The organism is Asticcacaulis sp. AC402 (assembly GCF_000495835.1).
GTDB lineage: Bacteria > Pseudomonadota > Alphaproteobacteria > Caulobacterales > Caulobacteraceae > Asticcacaulis.
The window spans coordinates 1-17,843 of sequence record NZ_AWGC01000005.1 but is presented as its reverse complement, the minus strand read 5'-3'; the positions used below and the strand labels follow the sequence as shown (position 1 = coordinate 17,843).

At 62.6% G+C, this 17,843-nt stretch carries 10 protein-coding genes; 5 read left to right on the top strand and 5 right to left on the bottom strand.

The features are described 5' to 3' along the window. The first annotated feature begins 17 nt into the window (after nucleotides 1-17). From ABAC402_RS23525 to ABAC402_RS23515, 3 genes are read left to right on the top strand one after another with little or no spacing between them, the layout of a single operon-like run. Nucleotides 18-1,736, top strand: a complete 1,719-nt coding sequence (locus tag ABAC402_RS23525; protein ID WP_155847290.1) for a type I secretion system permease/ATPase — start codon at nucleotides 18-20, stop codon at nucleotides 1,734-1,736. Continuing rightward, a complete protein-coding gene (locus ABAC402_RS23520; RefSeq protein WP_023448106.1) occupies nucleotides 1,733-3,031 on the top strand; it encodes an HlyD family type I secretion periplasmic adaptor subunit in 1,299 nt (432 codons plus the stop codon). The genes ABAC402_RS23525 and ABAC402_RS23520 overlap by 4 nt, the downstream gene beginning before the upstream one ends. Further along, nucleotides 3,028-4,275: a TolC family protein gene (locus tag ABAC402_RS23515; RefSeq protein ID WP_023448105.1), complete on the top strand. Its 1,248-nt coding sequence runs from the start codon at nucleotides 3,028-3,030 to the stop codon at nucleotides 4,273-4,275. The genes ABAC402_RS23520 and ABAC402_RS23515 overlap by 4 nt, the downstream gene beginning before the upstream one ends. A 60-nt stretch (nucleotides 4,276-4,335) precedes the next feature. Here the strand turns inward: ABAC402_RS23515 and ABAC402_RS23510 are convergent, their stop codons facing one another. From ABAC402_RS23510 to ABAC402_RS23490, 5 genes are all read right to left on the bottom strand, one after another. Then, nucleotides 4,336-4,800, bottom strand: a complete 465-nt coding sequence (locus ABAC402_RS23510; protein ID WP_023448104.1) for an NUDIX domain-containing protein — start codon at nucleotides 4,798-4,800, stop codon at nucleotides 4,336-4,338. Next, entirely contained in the window at nucleotides 4,800-5,828 is a 1,029-nt protein-coding gene (locus ABAC402_RS23505) for a hypothetical protein (RefSeq protein ID WP_031235117.1), read from the bottom strand. Before ABAC402_RS23505 ends, ABAC402_RS23510 begins: the two co-directional genes overlap by 1 nt. Nucleotides 5,829-6,010: 182 nt before the next feature. Further along, nucleotides 6,011-7,534, bottom strand: a complete 1,524-nt coding sequence (locus ABAC402_RS23500) for a tryptophan halogenase family protein (RefSeq protein WP_031235116.1) — start codon at nucleotides 7,532-7,534, stop codon at nucleotides 6,011-6,013. A 159-nt stretch (nucleotides 7,535-7,693) separates the two neighbouring features. After that, complete coding sequence (locus ABAC402_RS23495) at nucleotides 7,694-9,742, bottom strand: M13 family metallopeptidase (RefSeq protein ID WP_023448101.1); 2,049 nt, start codon at nucleotides 9,740-9,742, stop codon at nucleotides 7,694-7,696. A gap of 170 nt (nucleotides 9,743-9,912) precedes the next feature. Further along, nucleotides 9,913-10,266, bottom strand: coding sequence for an Hpt domain-containing protein (locus ABAC402_RS23490; RefSeq protein ID WP_023448100.1), 354 nt, complete (start codon nucleotides 10,264-10,266; stop codon nucleotides 9,913-9,915). A gap of 425 nt (nucleotides 10,267-10,691) precedes the next feature. On the opposite strand from ABAC402_RS23490, the gene ABAC402_RS23485 reads away from it, so the two are divergent. Beyond that, on the top strand, nucleotides 10,692-11,801 hold the full coding sequence (locus ABAC402_RS23485; protein ID WP_155847289.1) for a hypothetical protein: 1,110 nt from the start codon (nucleotides 10,692-10,694) through the stop codon (nucleotides 11,799-11,801). 987 nt (nucleotides 11,802-12,788) lie between these two features. Continuing rightward, nucleotides 12,789-17,843, top strand: a 5,055-nt coding sequence (locus ABAC402_RS0119695) for a cadherin-like domain-containing protein (protein WP_031235115.1), incomplete at its 3' end; no start/stop codon positions are given.

Genomic DNA, 17,843 nt, shown 5'->3' with positions numbered 1-17,843 from the left:
ACGAAAAAGGGACGCCTATGGCAGGAGCAAAACAGACGAGCGCCGTATCCACGCAGATGTTTGCCCTCCGGCGCTACATTGCCGCGGCGGCCAGCTTCACCCTGGCGCTCAACATCCTGATGCTGGTGTCGCCCCTGCATATGATCCAGGTCTACGACCGTGTCCTGACCTCGGGCTCGGTCGACAGCCTCTTGCTGATCACCCTGCTGGCGACGGCGCTCCTGGGTGTCTATGCGATTGCCGATGCCGGCCGCAAACGGGTCTTCACCCTGTTGGGGACGCGGTTTTTCCGCCGCGTCGAACAGGGGCTGTTCGCCCGCGCCATGCGATCGGCCGATCCCGGCCGTGAGGTACCCGCGGCGGTGGGTGACTTGGCGACGGTGCAGAAGTTCATCGCCGGCGGCGGTGCGGCGCCCTTTTTCGACGCCCCCTATGCGCCCCTGTTCGCCGCCCTCCTGTTCTTCGTCCATCCGGTCATGGGCGCGGTCGGGCTGACCGGAGCCTTCGTCCTGATCGGCCTGGCGGTGGCCAGTGAAGTGACCACGCGGACGGGAACGGCCGAAATCGGCCGCAAGGAGAGCAGCGCCCAGGTCTTTCTGGCAGGCCTCAGCCGCCAGGCCAATGCCGTGCTCAGCATGGGCATGGTCGGGCGCGCGTTCCAGCGCTGGCAGACCCTGGTCCAGGAAGGTCACGACGGTCAACTGGTGGTCGGCGAGCGCTCCGCCGTACTGGCGGCCGCTTCACGCGGCCTGCGACAGATCCTGCAGGTGCTGATGCTGTCGGTCGGCGCCTACTACACGCTACGCCACGAGGTTTCGCCCGGCGCCATCATCGCCTCGTCGATCATCCTTTCGCGCGCCCTGGGGCCGGTCGATCACATTGTCGGCGCCTGGCCGCAGATTGTGCGGGTGCGCGAGGCCTGGGCCGGCCTGACGCGCCGCCTGCCGGAGGGGGCGCTGGACCGGACCGAGAGCCTGCCCTTGCCGCGGCCGGAGGCTCGCCTGACCCTGGAAGGCGTCGCCATCGCCACACCCGGTACCAGCGAAGCCCTGGTCGGCAGGATGAGCCTGACCCTGGAGCCCGGATCCCTGATGGTGGTGGTCGGCCCCAGCGGCTCGGGCAAGACCTCGCTGCTTCAGACCCTGTCCGGGGCCTGGGCGCCAATGACGGGAACGGTCCGCCTCGGCGGCAGCCACCTGCATGCCTGGGACGCCGACGACCGCGGCGCCCATGTCGGCTATATGCCCCAGGACGTCGAACTCTTGCCGGGTAAGGTGTGGGAGAACATCACGCGCTTCCAGCCGGCGGAGCCGCCCCAGATTCACGACGCCGCCGAAAAGGCGCACTGCGCCGACGCCATTGTTCGCCTGCCCCAGGGCTATGATACCCTGGTCGGCCCCGGTGGCGCGCACATTTCGGCCGGTCAGAAACAGGGTATCGGGCTCGCGCGCGCCCTGTTCGGTACGCCGGCGCTCATCCTGCTCGACGAGCCGACGGCGCATCTCGACCTGGCCCGCGCCACCGGCGTTCGCAAGCTCCTGGAATCCCTGAAGACGGAGGCGCACGTCGTGGTCGTCGCCAGCCACGACCTGCGCCTGCTGGAGATTGCCGACTATGTAATGAGCCTGAACGCCGGCCAGGCCACGGTCAGCACCGGCAAGGACTTCATGAAGGAGGTGGTGAACCTCCGCCGGACGCGGCCCACGCCGGTCTATGCGACGGAGACCGAGTCATGACGATTGCAGCGGAACCTTTCAAAGATCGCCTGGCGGGCATTTACGGCATGGTGTGCCTGGCCGCGCTGGCTGGAACCCTGGTCTGGGCGACCTTTGCCCCTCTGGCCGAAGGTGTGGTCGCCTCCGGTGCGGTGACGGTCGACGACAACCGCAAGAAGGTTCAGCACCTGGAGGGCGGGATTATCCGCACTATAGCGGTGCGCGAGGGCGCCAGTGTCCGCCAGGGCGACGTCCTGTTCGAACTCGACAATATCGGCGCCCGGGCCCAGCGCGACCAGGCGGCGCAGGAATATGCCGGGCTGCTGTTGTCCCAGGCCAGGCTGGAAGCTTTTCTGGCCGGCCGCCATCAGATGGATGGGGTCGACCTGTCCGGTCTCGGTATCGCGCCGGGCGTGGAAAGCGAGTTGCGCCGGCAGCAGGGCGACCTCTTCTATCAGCAAAAGCGCTGGCTCAGCGCCGACGGCAATCTGATGCGGGCGCGGCAGTCCAACCTGATGAGCAGCAGCCAGTCGAAACAGGGCCAGATCGTGGCCCAGGAGGCGGCCCTGAAGGCCAGCCGCGACGAACTGGCCCTCAACGAGCAATTGCTGGCCATGCAGATGGTCAAGATCGACCATGTCCAGCAGTTACGCCGTCAGGTCGCCGGCCAGGAAGCCGAGCTCAGCCGGCTGAGATCCGAGAGCACCATGGACGGCTTGCAGGCGTCGACGGTCGATCAGGAGGTCGCCCGGGCCCGCGCCGAAGCCTTCCGCAATGCCTCGACCGAACTGGTCCAGGTGAAGACCGAGTTGCTGACGACGCGTGAACGCCTGTCGGCAGCCGACGACGTGCTCGAGCGCAAGATCATCCGGGCGCCGCGGTCGGGGGTTGTGCTGAACCTGGCGTTTTCGACCCTGGGCGGCGTGGTCCAGGCCGGCGAACCCCTGCTGGAGATCGTGCCGCAGGACACGTCCCTGATCGCGCAGGTGCGGATCAATCCGACCGACCGCAACGATGTCTATGACGGTCAGGCGGTCCTGGCCCAGATATCGGCCTTCGACTCCTGGAAGGCCCCGCGCATCCCCGGCAAGGTGCTGGGCGTCAGCGCTGACCTGAAACGGGACCAGCAGACCGGAGCCAGCTACTATGAGGCGCGCATAGAGCTGGATCAGTCGCGCCTGCGCCGCGACCAGCTGAGTGTACGCCCGGGTATGCCGGTGGAAGCCTTCATCGCTTCGGGGCGGACGCGGACCGCCATCGACTATTTCTTCGAGCCGCTTCTTGCGGTGGTCCGGCGCGGCTTTGTAGCGCAATGAACAGATGGGTCCTTGTTTGCCTGGCCGGCCTGATTCTGGCGCCGCTGACGGCGATGGCGCAGACCTGTCCCTCCCTGCACACGGCGGTCGCCCAGGCTGCGGGCCATGATGCGCGCATACGCGTCGCCGACGCCCAATCGAGCCGGGCCCAGGCCCAGTATCAGCAGGCGCGCTCCCCGCTCTTCCCTCAGGTCGACAGCTTTGCTCGTGCCGGCGTCGGCGACGGCGCCCTGGCCGACAACCAGGTCGACAACCGGGTCGGGATCCAGGCCAGCCAGAACCTGATCGACCTCGCCCTGGGGGGCGCTATTACCGCAGCCAGGGCCGAAGCGGACGCCGCCCAGGCCGAGACCGTCCGGACCCGGCGCGATATCGCCAGGGAGACGGCGACAGCCTACGCCGCCGTGGCCCATCACCAGGCGCGTCTGGCGGTTCTGCGCGCCTATGCCGAACGGTTGGACAGCCATGCCCCGCGGCGGGCCGAGAGTTTCGCCATCGGCGCCATGACGCGGGAAGATGTCGAAGCCTGGTCGACGGAGCGCGCCCGGGCCCACAGCGCCGTCATCGAAGAGACGGGCGCTCTGGCGGCCGCCCAGACAGCGCTCGACCATCTCACCGGCGCAAGCACCTGTGTCGACGCCGCCAGCCTCGACACCGACCTGATGGCGCGGCGCGCGGCCGACGACGGCCAGTACCTCGCCGCCGTGGTGACGGACAATCCGAAACGGGTCCAGGCCAGCGCCCGGATCAGCCAGGCGGAAGGCCAGGTTCGCGAAACCCGGCGGGCGCGCTGGCCGCGGCTGGTATTGTCGGGCTTCTATGCCCAGGACTTCGACAGTATGAGCGAAACCTGGCGCCAGCGCGACCGGATCGGCCTGGATCTGCGCCTGCCGATCCTGAGCGGCGGACGCTATCGGGCAGAACTGGCGTCATCCCGGGCCGGGCTTGAGGTTGCCCAGGCCCAGCATGACAAGACCCTGAGCGACCTCGACGCCTATCTGGGCAACACCCTGACCCAGATCGACCTTGGCCAGCAGAAACACAGCCGCCTGGTAGAATTGCGCGACGGCAAGCTTCGGGTCCGTGATGCGCTGGACGCCGCCCTGAAAATATCCGCCGCAACACTGGACGAGGCGGATCGGGCACAGGCTGATTACGTTGCGGCCGCTCTGGGTGAAATCGACGCCCGGCACGAGCTCACCCAGGTGTGGATCGGGCTCCTCACCGAAGCAGGGCGGTTGTGACATGTCGCCCAAGAAGCGAGCCCTACGGCAGCATTTGAGCGGAAAGTCGGCCCCCTCTCCTCACCGCATGGCTCTCAGCCACAGCACCATGGCCCAGGCATAGCCCTCGTTCTTCAGGCGCTTGATGACTTCCAGCGGCGGCAGCCACACCAGTTCGTGGTCCAGTTCGGTCTTGGCCGCCGGCCGGTGCGCCCTCATCTCGACCTCGTAGAAATGGCAGCGGTTGTTGTACGGCGTGCCGTCGTCATGGACAAAATAATGATCGATCTGCGTCACCTGACGGCCGACCGCCACCTCAAGACCGGTTTCCTCCAGGAACTCACGCACAACGGCCTGTTCCGGTGTTTCGCCTGGATCCAGGGCGCCACCGGGCAGGTCGTAGGCGAACTTCGTATAACCGATCTGCGCACAGGCGATCCGGCCTTCGTGCAGCAGGATTCCATAGGCGCCGACACGGGGTTTGTAGACCAGGCCAGCCTGGCGCGCGCCGAACTGCTTGATCTCCGCCATCAACAGGTCCGGCATCAACCTGCGCCGTGCAGCGACAGATACGGATCGACGACCTTGCCACCGACATAGTCGTCATAGGTCGCCTTGGGCCAGCCAACCGGCATGGTCTTGGAATCGCGCCAGGCGTCCAGGACGACGTCGCGCAGGTCCGAGGCTGCCTGCCCCAGTTGCTTCTTCATGAACTCGCGGCCGCGCGGGTCCCCCTCCTTGAAGCCGCCGGCCTTTTCCAGTTCGTACAGCGGCACAACCAGGGCATGGCTCTTCATCATCCGCTTGGCGAAGCACTTTTCAGGTCCGTCGGTGCAGGGCTCATAGGCCGTCATCTGGGCGCGAACGTCTGCGGCGGTGATATTGGCATCGACATAGGCACCTTCCAGCGGCACGTGAATCTTCTCCAGCGTGTAACCGTTGGGATTGGGGAACTCCTCACCCCAGCCATTATAGTGGATGCTCATATGCATGGGCTGGGTGGTGTCGCCGACATAGTGGGCCAGGATGCCGATATCGCGCTTGATCAGGGTTTCCCGGCGGATCCGGTCGGCGCGGTACCACGCCTTTTTCGCCTTGTCGGTTTCGCGCGTTTCCATCAGGCTCAGCACGCGCCAATAGGCAAAGTCCTTGACCACCTGCTGGTAGCCATCGACCAGGGCATAGGGCAGATAGCCCGACTTCCAGATCTTCTCGCCCTTGTTGTTCAGCTCGATTTCAAAATCGGCCCGGGTCCTGGGCAATTCCGCCAGCGTCTTGCCCGTGAAGGTCTTGCCTTCGTCGTCCAGGTCGATGAAATGCGCGGCGTTACGCTCGCTGTCGTGGACAAAGCCGGAATCGCGCCAGCGGTCGGGCTCATTGGCATATTCGCCAATATCGGCAATCGCGTCGGGGGCGCGCAGGAAGTCAGGTGTATAGTCTGGCAAGGCACGAATGGCCTCTTCACCGATAAAGCGATGGCCGGAAGATCCCCAGGCCCAGGCAGCCGTCGCCACCGCAGCACCTGCCACCACCGATAACAACAAGGTTCTCAACTTTACCGCTGTCAGTTTCATCACATCACCCGAATTCGCGCCTAAGCGCCCATAGCCCAAATGTCGGCCGTTATACGTTAACGTAAACCGTTTCCGGCGCAAAGGCTTTTGCCCAAAGCTTTTTGACAAGAGCCCAAGCTTTTGAAAGAGAATGGGGCTGGAGCGCAATCCGAAAAAGTTACGCCACTTTATCGGACTGCGCTCTACAGGCTCTCCGCCGCGCAGTAGGCCGCGACAAACTGGTCGTGCGTCGGCATGGCGGCAACGCTTTTGGCGACAACGCTGGAGATATTGTTCAGATAGGCGACTATGGTCTCTTCCGGGTAATTGTCGACGATCGGGTCATACCCCCGTGGCATCAGCCCCTGCCCCATCAGCACCTGGATCCAGCTGTCTTCTGAGAACAACTCGTCATTCGCCTTGAACACCCGGCCTGAGGCGGAGAATCCGTCAAGCTTGCGCGCCAGAGTATCGGGAACCGCCATGTTGCGACAATAGCGCCACATTTCGCTGTCATCGCGTGACGTCATTTTGTAGTGGGCGATGACGAAGTCACGAATGTGTTCGATTTCGGAATCGGCCTGGGCGTTGTACTCCGCCGCCGTGGCCGGATCGAAGTCCTTGTCCGGAAACAGGTTCAACAGCCGCAGCACGGTCGTCTGGATGAGATGGATGCTGGTCGACTCCAGCGGTTCGATAAAACCACCACTCAACCCCACGGCGAGCACATTCTTTTCCCACAGCTTCTTGCGCTTGCCGGTTTCGAACCGGATAGGGCGCGGATCGGCCAAGGCCTTTCCGTCGAGATTGTCCATCAACACCCGGGCGGCTTCGTCATCGCTGGTAAACCGGCTGGAATAGACGTGGCCATTGCCGATGCGATGCTGCAACGGAATGCGCCACTGCCAGCCCGCCGTGCGCGCTGTCGACCGGGTATAGGGCGTCATGGGCGTTACGCCGGCGCATGGCACCGCCAGGGCCCGGTCGCACGGCAGCCAATGGCTCCAGCTTTCATAGGCGACGCCCAGGGCGCCGCCGACCAGCAGGCTGCGAAAGCCTGAGCAGTCGAAGAAGAAATCGCCACTGACCACCTGGCCGTCCTTCAGCACCACCGACTCGACATGGCCATTGTCCGGTTTCAGCCGCACATCGACAATCGTGCCTTCGACGCGCTTCACGCCCAGGGGCACAGCAATCCGGCGCAGATACCGCGCCATGAGGCCGGCATCGAAATGATAGGCGTAGCCGATATCGTTCACCGGCGACTTGCGGCCGTCACCCCGCGCCTTGGCGAACTTGTTGTTGCGGCAGGCTGTCGGATTGACGGCGTAATCGTCAAACCGCGGCGATACCTTGCCGCTGTTGCGCATCTTGAGCCAGTACTGGTGCGGCCGCATCCAGCCCAGGTCCTGGCCGATCTTGCCAAAGCCATGGATATAGCTTTCGCCCAGCCGGTCCCAGTCGACAAATTCGATCCCCAGCTTGAACGTGCCCTGGGTATACTTCATGAAGTCGGCTTCATTGAGCCCAAGCAGCGCCATATATTTCTTGATGGCAGGAATCGTCGCTTCACCGACCCCGACCGTGCTGATATCGTCGGATTCAATCAGCGTGACCCTCGGCGGCTTCGGCGCCTTGGCGACGATCAGCTTGGCCAGCATGGCAGCCGCCATCCAGCCCGCGGTGCCACCACCGACGATGACGATATGTTCAAGGGGATTGGGCATGGGTCGGGCGTCCTGAATCATGGCCAGCTACACTTTGGCCGCGCTCGCCCGCTCTAACATAGCCACGCCCGTATCCAAGCGGAAAAACATGTCACCGTCGCACGGCGCACCCGGTCCGATCACACCGGGCAGCTTTCGTGTCTGTCGCCGCGTGTGACGTCACCACACCTTAACGCGATCCTGCGGCTTCAGATACTGCGTCTGCTCCGGTGTCACCTTGAAAGCCTCATACCAGGCGTCCAAGTTGCGCACCGTGTCTGCGCGATATTCGTCCGGCGCGTGACCATCGGTCAGGACCTGCTGGCGCAGTGCTGCCTCGCGCGTCTTGTCGCGCCAGCTCTGGGCAAAGGCGATAAAAAAGCGCTGGTCGCCTGTCAAGCCGTGCCTGACCTCGTCCGGCTTGCCGCCCAGCGACATTTTATAGGCGTCATAGGCTGCCGCCAGGCCAGCTACATCGGCGATGTTCTCGCTCAGCACCTGCTGGCCGTTCAGGCACAGGTCCGGGAACGGGCAATAGGCGTCATATTGCCTGGCCAGGGCCGCACCGGCCGTCTGAAAGTGCTTCAGATCGTCCGGCGTCCACCAATTGGCCAGCCTGCCCTTTTCGTCGAACATCGCGCCCGTGTCGTCGAAACTGTGGGAGATTTCATGGCCGATGGTGGCGCCGATGGCGCCGTAATTGTAAGCCGCATCAGCGCCCGGATCAAAATAGGGCGACTGCAGGATGGCGGCGGGGAAGTTCAGCGCATTGGCCATCGGCAGGTTGACAGCGTTGACCGTCTGCGGCGTCATCACCCATTCATAGTGATCCGGCGCCTTGCCCAGCTTGGCCAGGTTGCGCTTGTAGTTGAAGAGCTCGGCGCGTTGCATGTTACCGACAGCGTCGCCGCGCACCACCTCAAACCCGCTGTAGTCGATCCACCTGTCGGGATAACCGACCCCGACCTTCAAAGTCCCCAGCTTGGCCAGGGCCTTGGCCCGGGTGGCCGGTGACATCCAGGTCAGGTTTTCGACCCGGACGCGGTAGGCAGCGATTTCATTGTCGACCATCTCCTGGATCCTGGCCTTGGCTTCTGGCGGGAAGTGACGCTCGACATAAAGCTGGCCGACGGCCTCCCCCAGGGCACCATTGGTCGCCGAGATGGCGCGCTTCCAGCGGTCGCGCATCTTAGGCGTGCCGTGCAGGGCCGTGCCGTAGAAGGCGAACGACTCGTTATAAAAGGCCGTGGGCAGGACGGCGGCATAGTGGTCCAGCAGACGGTAGCGCAGATAGACCTTCCACACCGCCAGCGGCTCGCTGGCCACCAGGGCCGAAGTGCCGGTAACGGCCGTCGGTTGCCAGATGATGAAGTCCTGTTGGCTGTCCAACGACGCCGCCTTGAAATAGGCGTCCCAGTCGAGACCCGGCGCCTTGACCGCGAAATCGGCGCGCGTCCACGGATTGTTGGCCTTGGGGACATTGCCGGTATCGAGCCGCGAGGCATGGGTCCTGGCGATCGCCGTTTCCAGCGCCAGGATCTGCACAGCCTTGGCCTCAGCGTCGGGGACATTGGCCAGGGTCAGCATGGTGACGATGTGCTGTTGATAACGCGCGCGCAGAGCCATCATCTTGTCGGACGGATCGAGATAATAGTCACGGTCCGGCATGCCCAGTCCGCCCTGCATGATATAGGCGACGACGTGGTCGGGCGCTTCGAAGCCCTGCTGGGCCCAGAACCCAAAGATGTTATCAGTATAGAGGTCGGTGGCGTTCAGCGCATCGACATCGGCGCGCAAATGGCTGCCGAAATAGGTCGCCAGAGCAGACCTGTCGCCGATCGCGTCGATGGCAGCAAACTCGGCCGCCAGCGGCTGAAGGCCCTTGGCGTCGATGGCGGCCGCGTCCATAAAGGCGGCATAGTAGTCGCCGACCTTTTGGGCGGTCGAGCTGGCCGATGCATTACCGGCGGCGGCGTCTTGGATCAGGGTGCGTACCTGCTCGCTGGTCTTTTCGACCAGAACGGCCGACGGCCCATAGGACGAGCGGTCAGCGGGGATCTCCGTCGTCTTGATCCAGGTGCCGTTGGCGTAGCGATAGAAATCGTCGCCAGGCTTCACCGACGCATCGATCCCCTGCAGGTCGACATCGTGAACCGGTTCGGCGAACGCCACGCCGGCCAGAAAAGTTGAAAAAACCAGGGCGACAGCCGTGGAACAGCGTAGCGACATGTGCGACCTCATCAGAAAAATCGTCTCTGAGGAAATCATCCTGCCAGCCGGGAAGGTGCGTCAAGTTACCGATCGGCAATGTTTGCGTCCAGCCGTCCGGACATCGACAAAATTAGATAGAAATTTACACATTTGAGCCGCTTTTCCCCTCCGTCAGATGACTTGCCCCCCTACCCCCGCAAACTACGCAATTGCAGATGATGCAGATAGGCGCTGACATCCATCAGCGCGGCCGCCAACGCCGTCTTGACCTTCTCCAGCCGGCCGGCAGCGCCCGCAAGGTCGCCCCTCTCGGCCTCCCCGGCAAGGGCTGCCAGGTCGTTGGCACCGATCCCCGCGGCTGCACCTTTCAGCGTGTGGGCGGCATCGCGCCAGCCCTCATGATCTGCATTGAGCAGAGGCGCCCACAGGTCGCTCTGCTGTTGGAACAGGCGCAGGACCTCTTCCATGACCTCGGCATCATTAAGCGTATAGTCTTCCAGATGGGCAAAATCGACAGCCCCCGTCACATCGCGCAAAGCCATCACATGCCCCCTTTGATTCCGCCGTAAGCCTTCTTCCTATACTGATTCCACCTTGGCGAATCCCGACAACGTCCCTTTATCTTTGCTATCGCCGCTATGCGCCCTGAACCTGAAACGCCTGACGGACGATCCTTTGGCCTTGGCCCAGGCCTTGAACGGGCAAGAAAATTGAACTTCATTCAGCGCATTTTGCAACGCAGTATAAGCAACCGACAATCCCAAACCCAAGCAAAATAAAGAAACAGCAGATGCTGTGCTTCCTGCAGTCCTTGTGATCTACCCTTAAACAAATGTAAGCGGTTTGGTCGTAATTTCTAACCATGGTTTTTTCCGCTTTTCACAATGTCCTGATCCGATGGAAACACTGTACGGCCGCAAATACGGCTGTAATTGCCGCCTTGTGCGCAGGTCCGATACTGTACGCGGTGACCGCAACCATCGATCACTCCGCCATGGTCAATGACCGCTACAGCCTCCAGTCAGCGGTCGATGCCGGTGCGCTGATGGGGGCTGCCAAACTGGCCCTGGGCAGCGACGAACTGGTTACAGGCGCCGCCGAAACCACGGCCCGTCAGCAGGTCGCGGACATGCGCAATCCGGCAAGCTTCGAGGTCACAATCGACCGCGATACGGGTGCCGTAACTGTCACCGGCCGCAGCCGGCATGAACCCTTGATCGGCTTCATGAGCGAACCCAAACCGATCAGTGCAAAAGCGACCGCAGAAGGCCTGCTGAAAACGCCCCTGTGCATCCTCCAGATCGGTAATTCGGAGATGAAGGTCGACGACCAGGCGACAATCCGCGCCGGCGGCTGCCTGATCCATGGCAACAAGGACATTACCGTCGCCAGCGGTGCCTTCGTCCAGGCTGCCCAGACCCAGGCGGTCGGCCTGGTCACGGGCCCGGTGTCGCCCCAGGGCCATGGCGGCGCCATAACGATCGAGGATCCGTTCGCTACCATGGACCTGACGCCGCCCACCGACTGCGCCGGCAAGACGGAAAACATCAAAGTTGTGACCAACGGCGTTCTCAACCTTGCGGCGGGCGTCCACTGCAGCCAGTACAAGATCGAGAAGGATGCCATCCTGATCCTGGGCCCGGGCGATCACTGGTTCATGGACCACCTGCACACCAAAGAGAACGCTGTCGTCCGGGGCGACGACGTCGTGCTTATCTTCGCCACGGACAAGTCGGTGAAGTTCAACGACACCTCGTCAGTTCAGATCACTGCGCGCAAGAAAGGGCCGTTTGCCGGCTTCCTGCTGGTCACCACGCGCGACAATGACAAAAAGTTCGTCATTGCTTCCAACAATGTCAGTGAACTCCTGGGCACCATCTATATTCCCAATGCAGAACTTGAGGTTGAAACCGCCGGTCAGGTCGCCGAGGACTCAGCCTGGAGCATTATCGTCGCCAAGACGATCACCCTGAAGCGGAACCCGGTCATGGTCATCAATACGCGCTACAGCGGATCGGGCGTCCCCGTCCCCTCCGGCGTCGGTCCCAGCGGCCTTGCCCCGCGCCTGACACGCTGACCGTTACCCCGGCGCCGAAACAGGCTTTCTTTATCGGGCTTGGTATAGGGGGTGGAACGTCCGCGGCCGGCGCCTCTGCGCCGCGAGACGCAGCCGGCTTCGCGACCGGCCGAGTTACACCAACCCACTTTGACTTTGACAGTCTTTCCGCAAGGGGCCCCCTCCGCCTCGAGCCTCGCCGGCAGGCAGCGCTTCGCCCTTTGGGCTCGCTTGCTCGGCACCTCCCCATTTGAAATGGGGAGGAGAAGGAACCATTGAACATTTTCTTTTTTCTCCTCCCCATCCCTTCGATGGGGAGCGGAGTGGCCCGTGCCATGGCGAGCAAGCGGAGATCGAAGATCGTAGCGCTGCCTGCCGGCGAGGCTCGAGGCGGAGGGGTCTACCGACTGTCAATGTGTCAATCTTTTCGTTGATAGGTATTACATCACGCAGTGGGCCGCACATTCTGACGGCGCTAATATCACCACTTTAAAGCGATAATAGCCTGCCCGCAGCCTCCTCTGTTTGCAGGATATGGCCAGGAAGCGAATCGCCTTAAGGGATCAGTAACCAATAAAATATAATCTTGCCGGGAGAATCCCTACAGGGTCACCAAGAGTAAAAATACTCAAAAATACAGGGGACTAGTCCAAGTGCTCGTCATTTTTTCTGCCAGCGCCCGCGCGCTGGCCGTTTGTTGTGCGACACCTCCCGCGCCGGCTTGGGCGAATATCACGCCGTGCCGGGCAGGGATTTCTTATTTCCCCGCCCGAGTGCTGTTAACGCACGACCGTGCCCGCGCGCTGCGCCTCTGCCGCAGTATAGCAAACCCGCAACCTGCTCTGCGCCCCAACGCCCCGGGTGTTCGTCCGGGGGCTCTCCGGCAACGCCGCCCAGTTTCATCTCCACGCCCAGGCCTGAAGCCCTCAGGTCAGCCCCTCCAGCTTTAAACTCCCGGCGCCGACGGTTCGTCTGCGGCGCCCTTCGACTTGTCCTGAGGAGGACCCCATGGTTGATATTGCAAACGACACCTCGACCGGCGCCGAACTCGACCTCGTCAACGGCGAGGGCACATATAACGGTGTTTTTGAAGACACCCCTGGCGACACCGACTGGATCAAGGTGGTCGTTGACCAAGACGGCATTTACGATGTCACAGCACAAGGTGGTGAGTGGGGCAATATCAGCATCGCCGTCTACGACTCTGAAGGCGTGCTGTTTGCGAACGATGATGATGATGACGGCAATTACACCGAATACGCTCAGTTCGATCTCAATGCCGGAATCTATTATTTGTCGATTTCGACTGCAGGCGAAGACTGGACCAACCTTTCCTACAGCGTTGTAATGTCGCAGGTTGACAACACGGCCCCGACCTTCAGCGCCGAAGATACCCTGACCGGCGTCAACGAAGGCACCAATGCGCAGTTTAGCCTCGCAGACCTGCTCGGTAATGCCGCAGACGCCGACAATGACACGCTGGACATCAGCGGTTCGATCCTCGTCACCGGCGCCGCCGGTGACGACATTGTGATCGGTACCGCCAACCGCGTCGATGACACCTTCACCATCACTTTGAACGACGCTGGATATGACGGCGATGTCTACTTGGCCTACACCGTTACCGACGGCACCGATTCCGTCGCAGGATCCGCCGTCTACCATGTCAACGACATCCCGACCAACAGCGGCAATATCGCCCTGACCGACACCATCGAAGGCGCCAACGTCACCACCACGGTTACGGCTCTGCTGGCCAATGCCGGCGACGACGACGCACTGTCCATCGAAGGTGGCGAGATTACGGTCACCGACGGCGAGGGTACCATCATCGGCTCGGCCTCGATCTCGGGCGACGATGTCACCATCACGCTTGACGACATCAACTACAACGGTGAGGTCAATCTCGACTACATCATCACCGACGGCGACGCGACCGTTGCCGGTTCCGCCTCTTACAACCTGTCCCCCGTCAACGACACCCCGACCAACAGCGGCAATATCGCCCTGACCGACACCATCGAAGGCGCCAGCGTCACCACCACGGTTGCCGCCCTGCTCGCCAATGCCGACGATGTCGATGGCGACACCCTGTCCATCCAGGACAACGAAATCACGGTCACGGACGGCGACGGCACGATCATCGGCTCGGCCTCCATCTCCGGCAACGACGTCACCATCACGCTTGACGACATCAACTATAACGGCGTCGTCAATCTCGACTATATCATCACCGACGCCGAGTCCAACCTGAACGGTGCCCCGGTGGCCGGCGAAACCGTTGCCGGTTCCGCCTCCTACAACCTGTCCCCCGTCAACGACACCCCGACCAACAGCGGCAATATCGCCCTGACCGACACGATCGAAGGCGCAAGCGTCACCACCACGATCACCGCCCTGCTCGCCAATGCCGACGATGTCGATGGCGACACCCTGTCCATCCAGGACAACGAAATCACGGTCACGGACGGCGACGGCACGATCATCGGCTCGGCCTCCATCTCCGGCAACGACGTCACCATCACGCTTGACGACATCAACTATAACGGCGTCGTCAATCTCGACTATATCATCACCGACGCCGAGTCCAACCTGAACGGCGCCCCGGTAGCCGGCGAAACCGTTGCCGGTTCCGCCTCCTACAACCTGTCCCCCGTCAACGACACCCCGACCAACAGCGGCAATATCGCCCTGACGGACACCATCGAAGGCGCCAGTGTCACGACCACGGTCACTGCCCTGCTCGCCAATGCCGACGATGTCGATGGCGACACCCTGTCCATCCAGGACAACGACATCACGGTCACGGACGGCGACGGCACGATCATCGGCTCGGCCTCCATCTCCGGCAACGACGTCACCATCACGCTTGACGACATCAACTATAACGGCGTCGTCAATCTCGACTATATCATCACCGACGCCGGGTCCAACCTGAACGGCGCTCCGGTGGCCGGCGAAACCGTTGCCGGTTCCGCCTCCTACAACCTGTCCCCCGTCAACGACACCCCGACCAACAGCGGCAATATCGCCCTGACCGACACCATCGAAGGCGCCAGCGTCACGACCACGCTTACCGCCCTGCTGGCTAATGCCGACGATGTCGATGGCGACACCCTGTCCATCCAGGACAACGAAATCACGGTCACGGACGGCGACGGTACCATCATCGGCTCGGCCTCGATCTCGGGCGATGACGTCACCATCACCCTGACGGACCTCGACTACAACGGTGAGGTCAATCTCGACTACATCATCACCGATGGCGAAGCGACCGTGGCCGGTTCCGCCGCCTACAACCTGTCCGCCGTTGACGACGCCCCGACCGGCGCGCCCTCCGGCACGGTGGCCGATGGCACCGAAGACACGACCCAGCTCATCCTGGAATCCACCCTGCTGACGGGCTTCTCGGACGTCGACAGCGACCTGTCCGTCACCGCCATCAGCGCTGATCGTGGTACGTTTGAAGTGACCGATGGCGGCTGGACCTTCACGCCTGACGCCGACTATCATGGCGAGGTCACCATCACCTATACCGTGAGCGACGGCACGACGGACCTCGAAGACCAGACCCGCAGCTTCTCGCTGGCCTCGGTCAACGACGGTGGGCCGGTCCTGACCGGTGATCCGACCGACCTCGGCAACCCCATCGCCAACGACACCTTTGCCTTTACGGCGGAGGACCTTCTCAACGGCTATACCGACGTCGACGATGACGATCTGTCGATCAGCGGCGCCGTGACCTCCAACCATGGTACGGTCACCGACCTGGGCGGCGGCGACTACAGCTTTGCCCCGTCCGAGGACTATATCGGCAAGGTCACCTTCAGCTTCGGCGTCACCGACGGCACCGTCACCGTAGACGGCGCCCTGTCGACCTACGTCATCAGCGACACCGACGACCTGGTTACGACCTACAACCCGCTGACCGAGGGCGCGGTCAACACAGTGACGACGGGCGCCCAGAATTCTTCGTCCGTAGCGAAACTGACCGGCGGCGGCTATGTCGTCACCTGGACCGGCACCGACCTGGTCGGCAGCACCGCCAGCGTTGGCATCAAGGCCCAGCGCTTCAACAATGACGGTACCACCAACGGCTCTGAATTCCAGGTCAACACCACCAACTCCAACCAGCAGTATCAGCCGACCATCACCGGCCTGTCCGGTGGCGGCTATGCCATTGCCTGGGCGTCAAACGTCCAGGACGGCTCGGCCTACGGTGTCTATCTCAAGCAGTACAACGCCGCCGGCACCGTCGTCCTGGCCGAAACCCGGGTCAATACGAATACCGGTTCTGACCAGCACCAGCCGGTCATCACCGCCTTCAGCGATGGCAGCTATATGGTCTCGTGGGCCAGCGCCTCGATCAACACCGGCGACGGCTCCAGCTTCGGCATCGCCGCCCAAAGGTTCAATGCCAACGGCACGGCCTCTGGCTCGGAATTCCTGATCAACGTTTACACCACGAGCGACCAGCAAAGCCCGGCCATCACGGCGCTGGCTGACAACAGCTTTGTCGTCACCTGGCACAGCAACGGCCAGGAAGGCTCGGGCCTGGGCTACGGCATCTACGCCCAGCGCTATAACGCGTCCGGCGTCGCCCAGGGTGAAGTCCGCGTCAATACCGTCACCACCGGCAACCAGCGCTTCCCGGCCACGGCCGCCCTCGACGACGGTGGCTATGTCATCGCCTGGCAGGACAGTTCCACCACCGACGTCCACTTCCAGCGCTATAACGCCTCGGGCGTCGCCCAGGGTGCCAACACCACGGCCAACAGCGGCGCCACGACCGGCACCCAGACCGACCCGGCCATCGCATCCTTGAGCACCGGCGGCTTTGTCATCGTCTGGACCAGCAGCACTGACGGCAACGGTTCGGGCATCTACGCCCAGCGCTTCCACGCTGACGGCACCACCGACGGGGATGCCCTGCTGGTCAACACCACCACCACCGGCGAACAGGTCGCGCCCTCGGTCGCCACCCTGACCAATGGCAGCTTCGTCGTTACCTGGACCTCACCCGATGCCTCAGGCACCGGCATCTTCCAGAAGATCATCGAAGCCAATACCGCCCCCTACCTCGAAGCCGACCAGGCGTCCCTCGAGGATGGCACCGAAGACACGGACTACACCGTCACGACCGCCACCCTGCTCCAGGGCGTTGCCGATGGTGAAGACAATGATCTGACCGTGACCAGCCTGAGCGGTGACGACTTTACCGCGGTCTATGATGAAGACGACGATGCCTGGGTCATCACCCCGGCTGCCAACTTCAGCGGCATCCTTACGCTTAACTATACGGTCTCGGATGGCAATGGCGGCACCCTGGACCTGACCCAGGAACTGGTCATTGAGGCCGTCAATGACGCCCCGACCGTGACCGGTGACCTCGACGACACGGCGACCGAAGGCGGCTCCAGCGTCGTCATCGACGCGCTCGACAATGTCACCGATGCAGAAGACGACGACCTGACCATCATCGCGGAAGACGAACTGCCGGACGGTGTCACCTTGTCGGGCTCGACCTTCACCTTCGACCCGACCGACGAAGCCTACGACTACCTGGCCGACGGCGAAACCACCGACATCGTCATCGACTATGAGATCAGCGACGGCACAACGACAACCGAATCCTCGATCACCATCACCGTCACCGGCGCCAATGACGCTCCGGTCGTCAGCGACGGCGGCGATGCCGCCGGCGAGGTCACCGAAGATGACTTCGGTCTTCCCGGTGCGCTCCCGACGTCTCTGACCGACAGCGGGTCGTTTGATTTCGCCGAGATCGACCTCAGCGACAGCCACACGGTCTCGGTTGCCGAAGGTAATCTGATCACGTCGCCTGCGCAGTACTACGGAACACTGAACGCCGTCATCAGCGCCGACACAACGGGAGAGGGGGGTAACGGCACGGTCGAATGGACCTTTACGGTCGCCAACGCCGACATTCAGTTCCTGGGCGACGGTGAAGAACTGACCCAGGAATATACCGTCACCGTTTCGGATGGTATCGCCACCTCGCAAAGGCTGGTCACCATTACCATCACCGGCACCAATGACGTT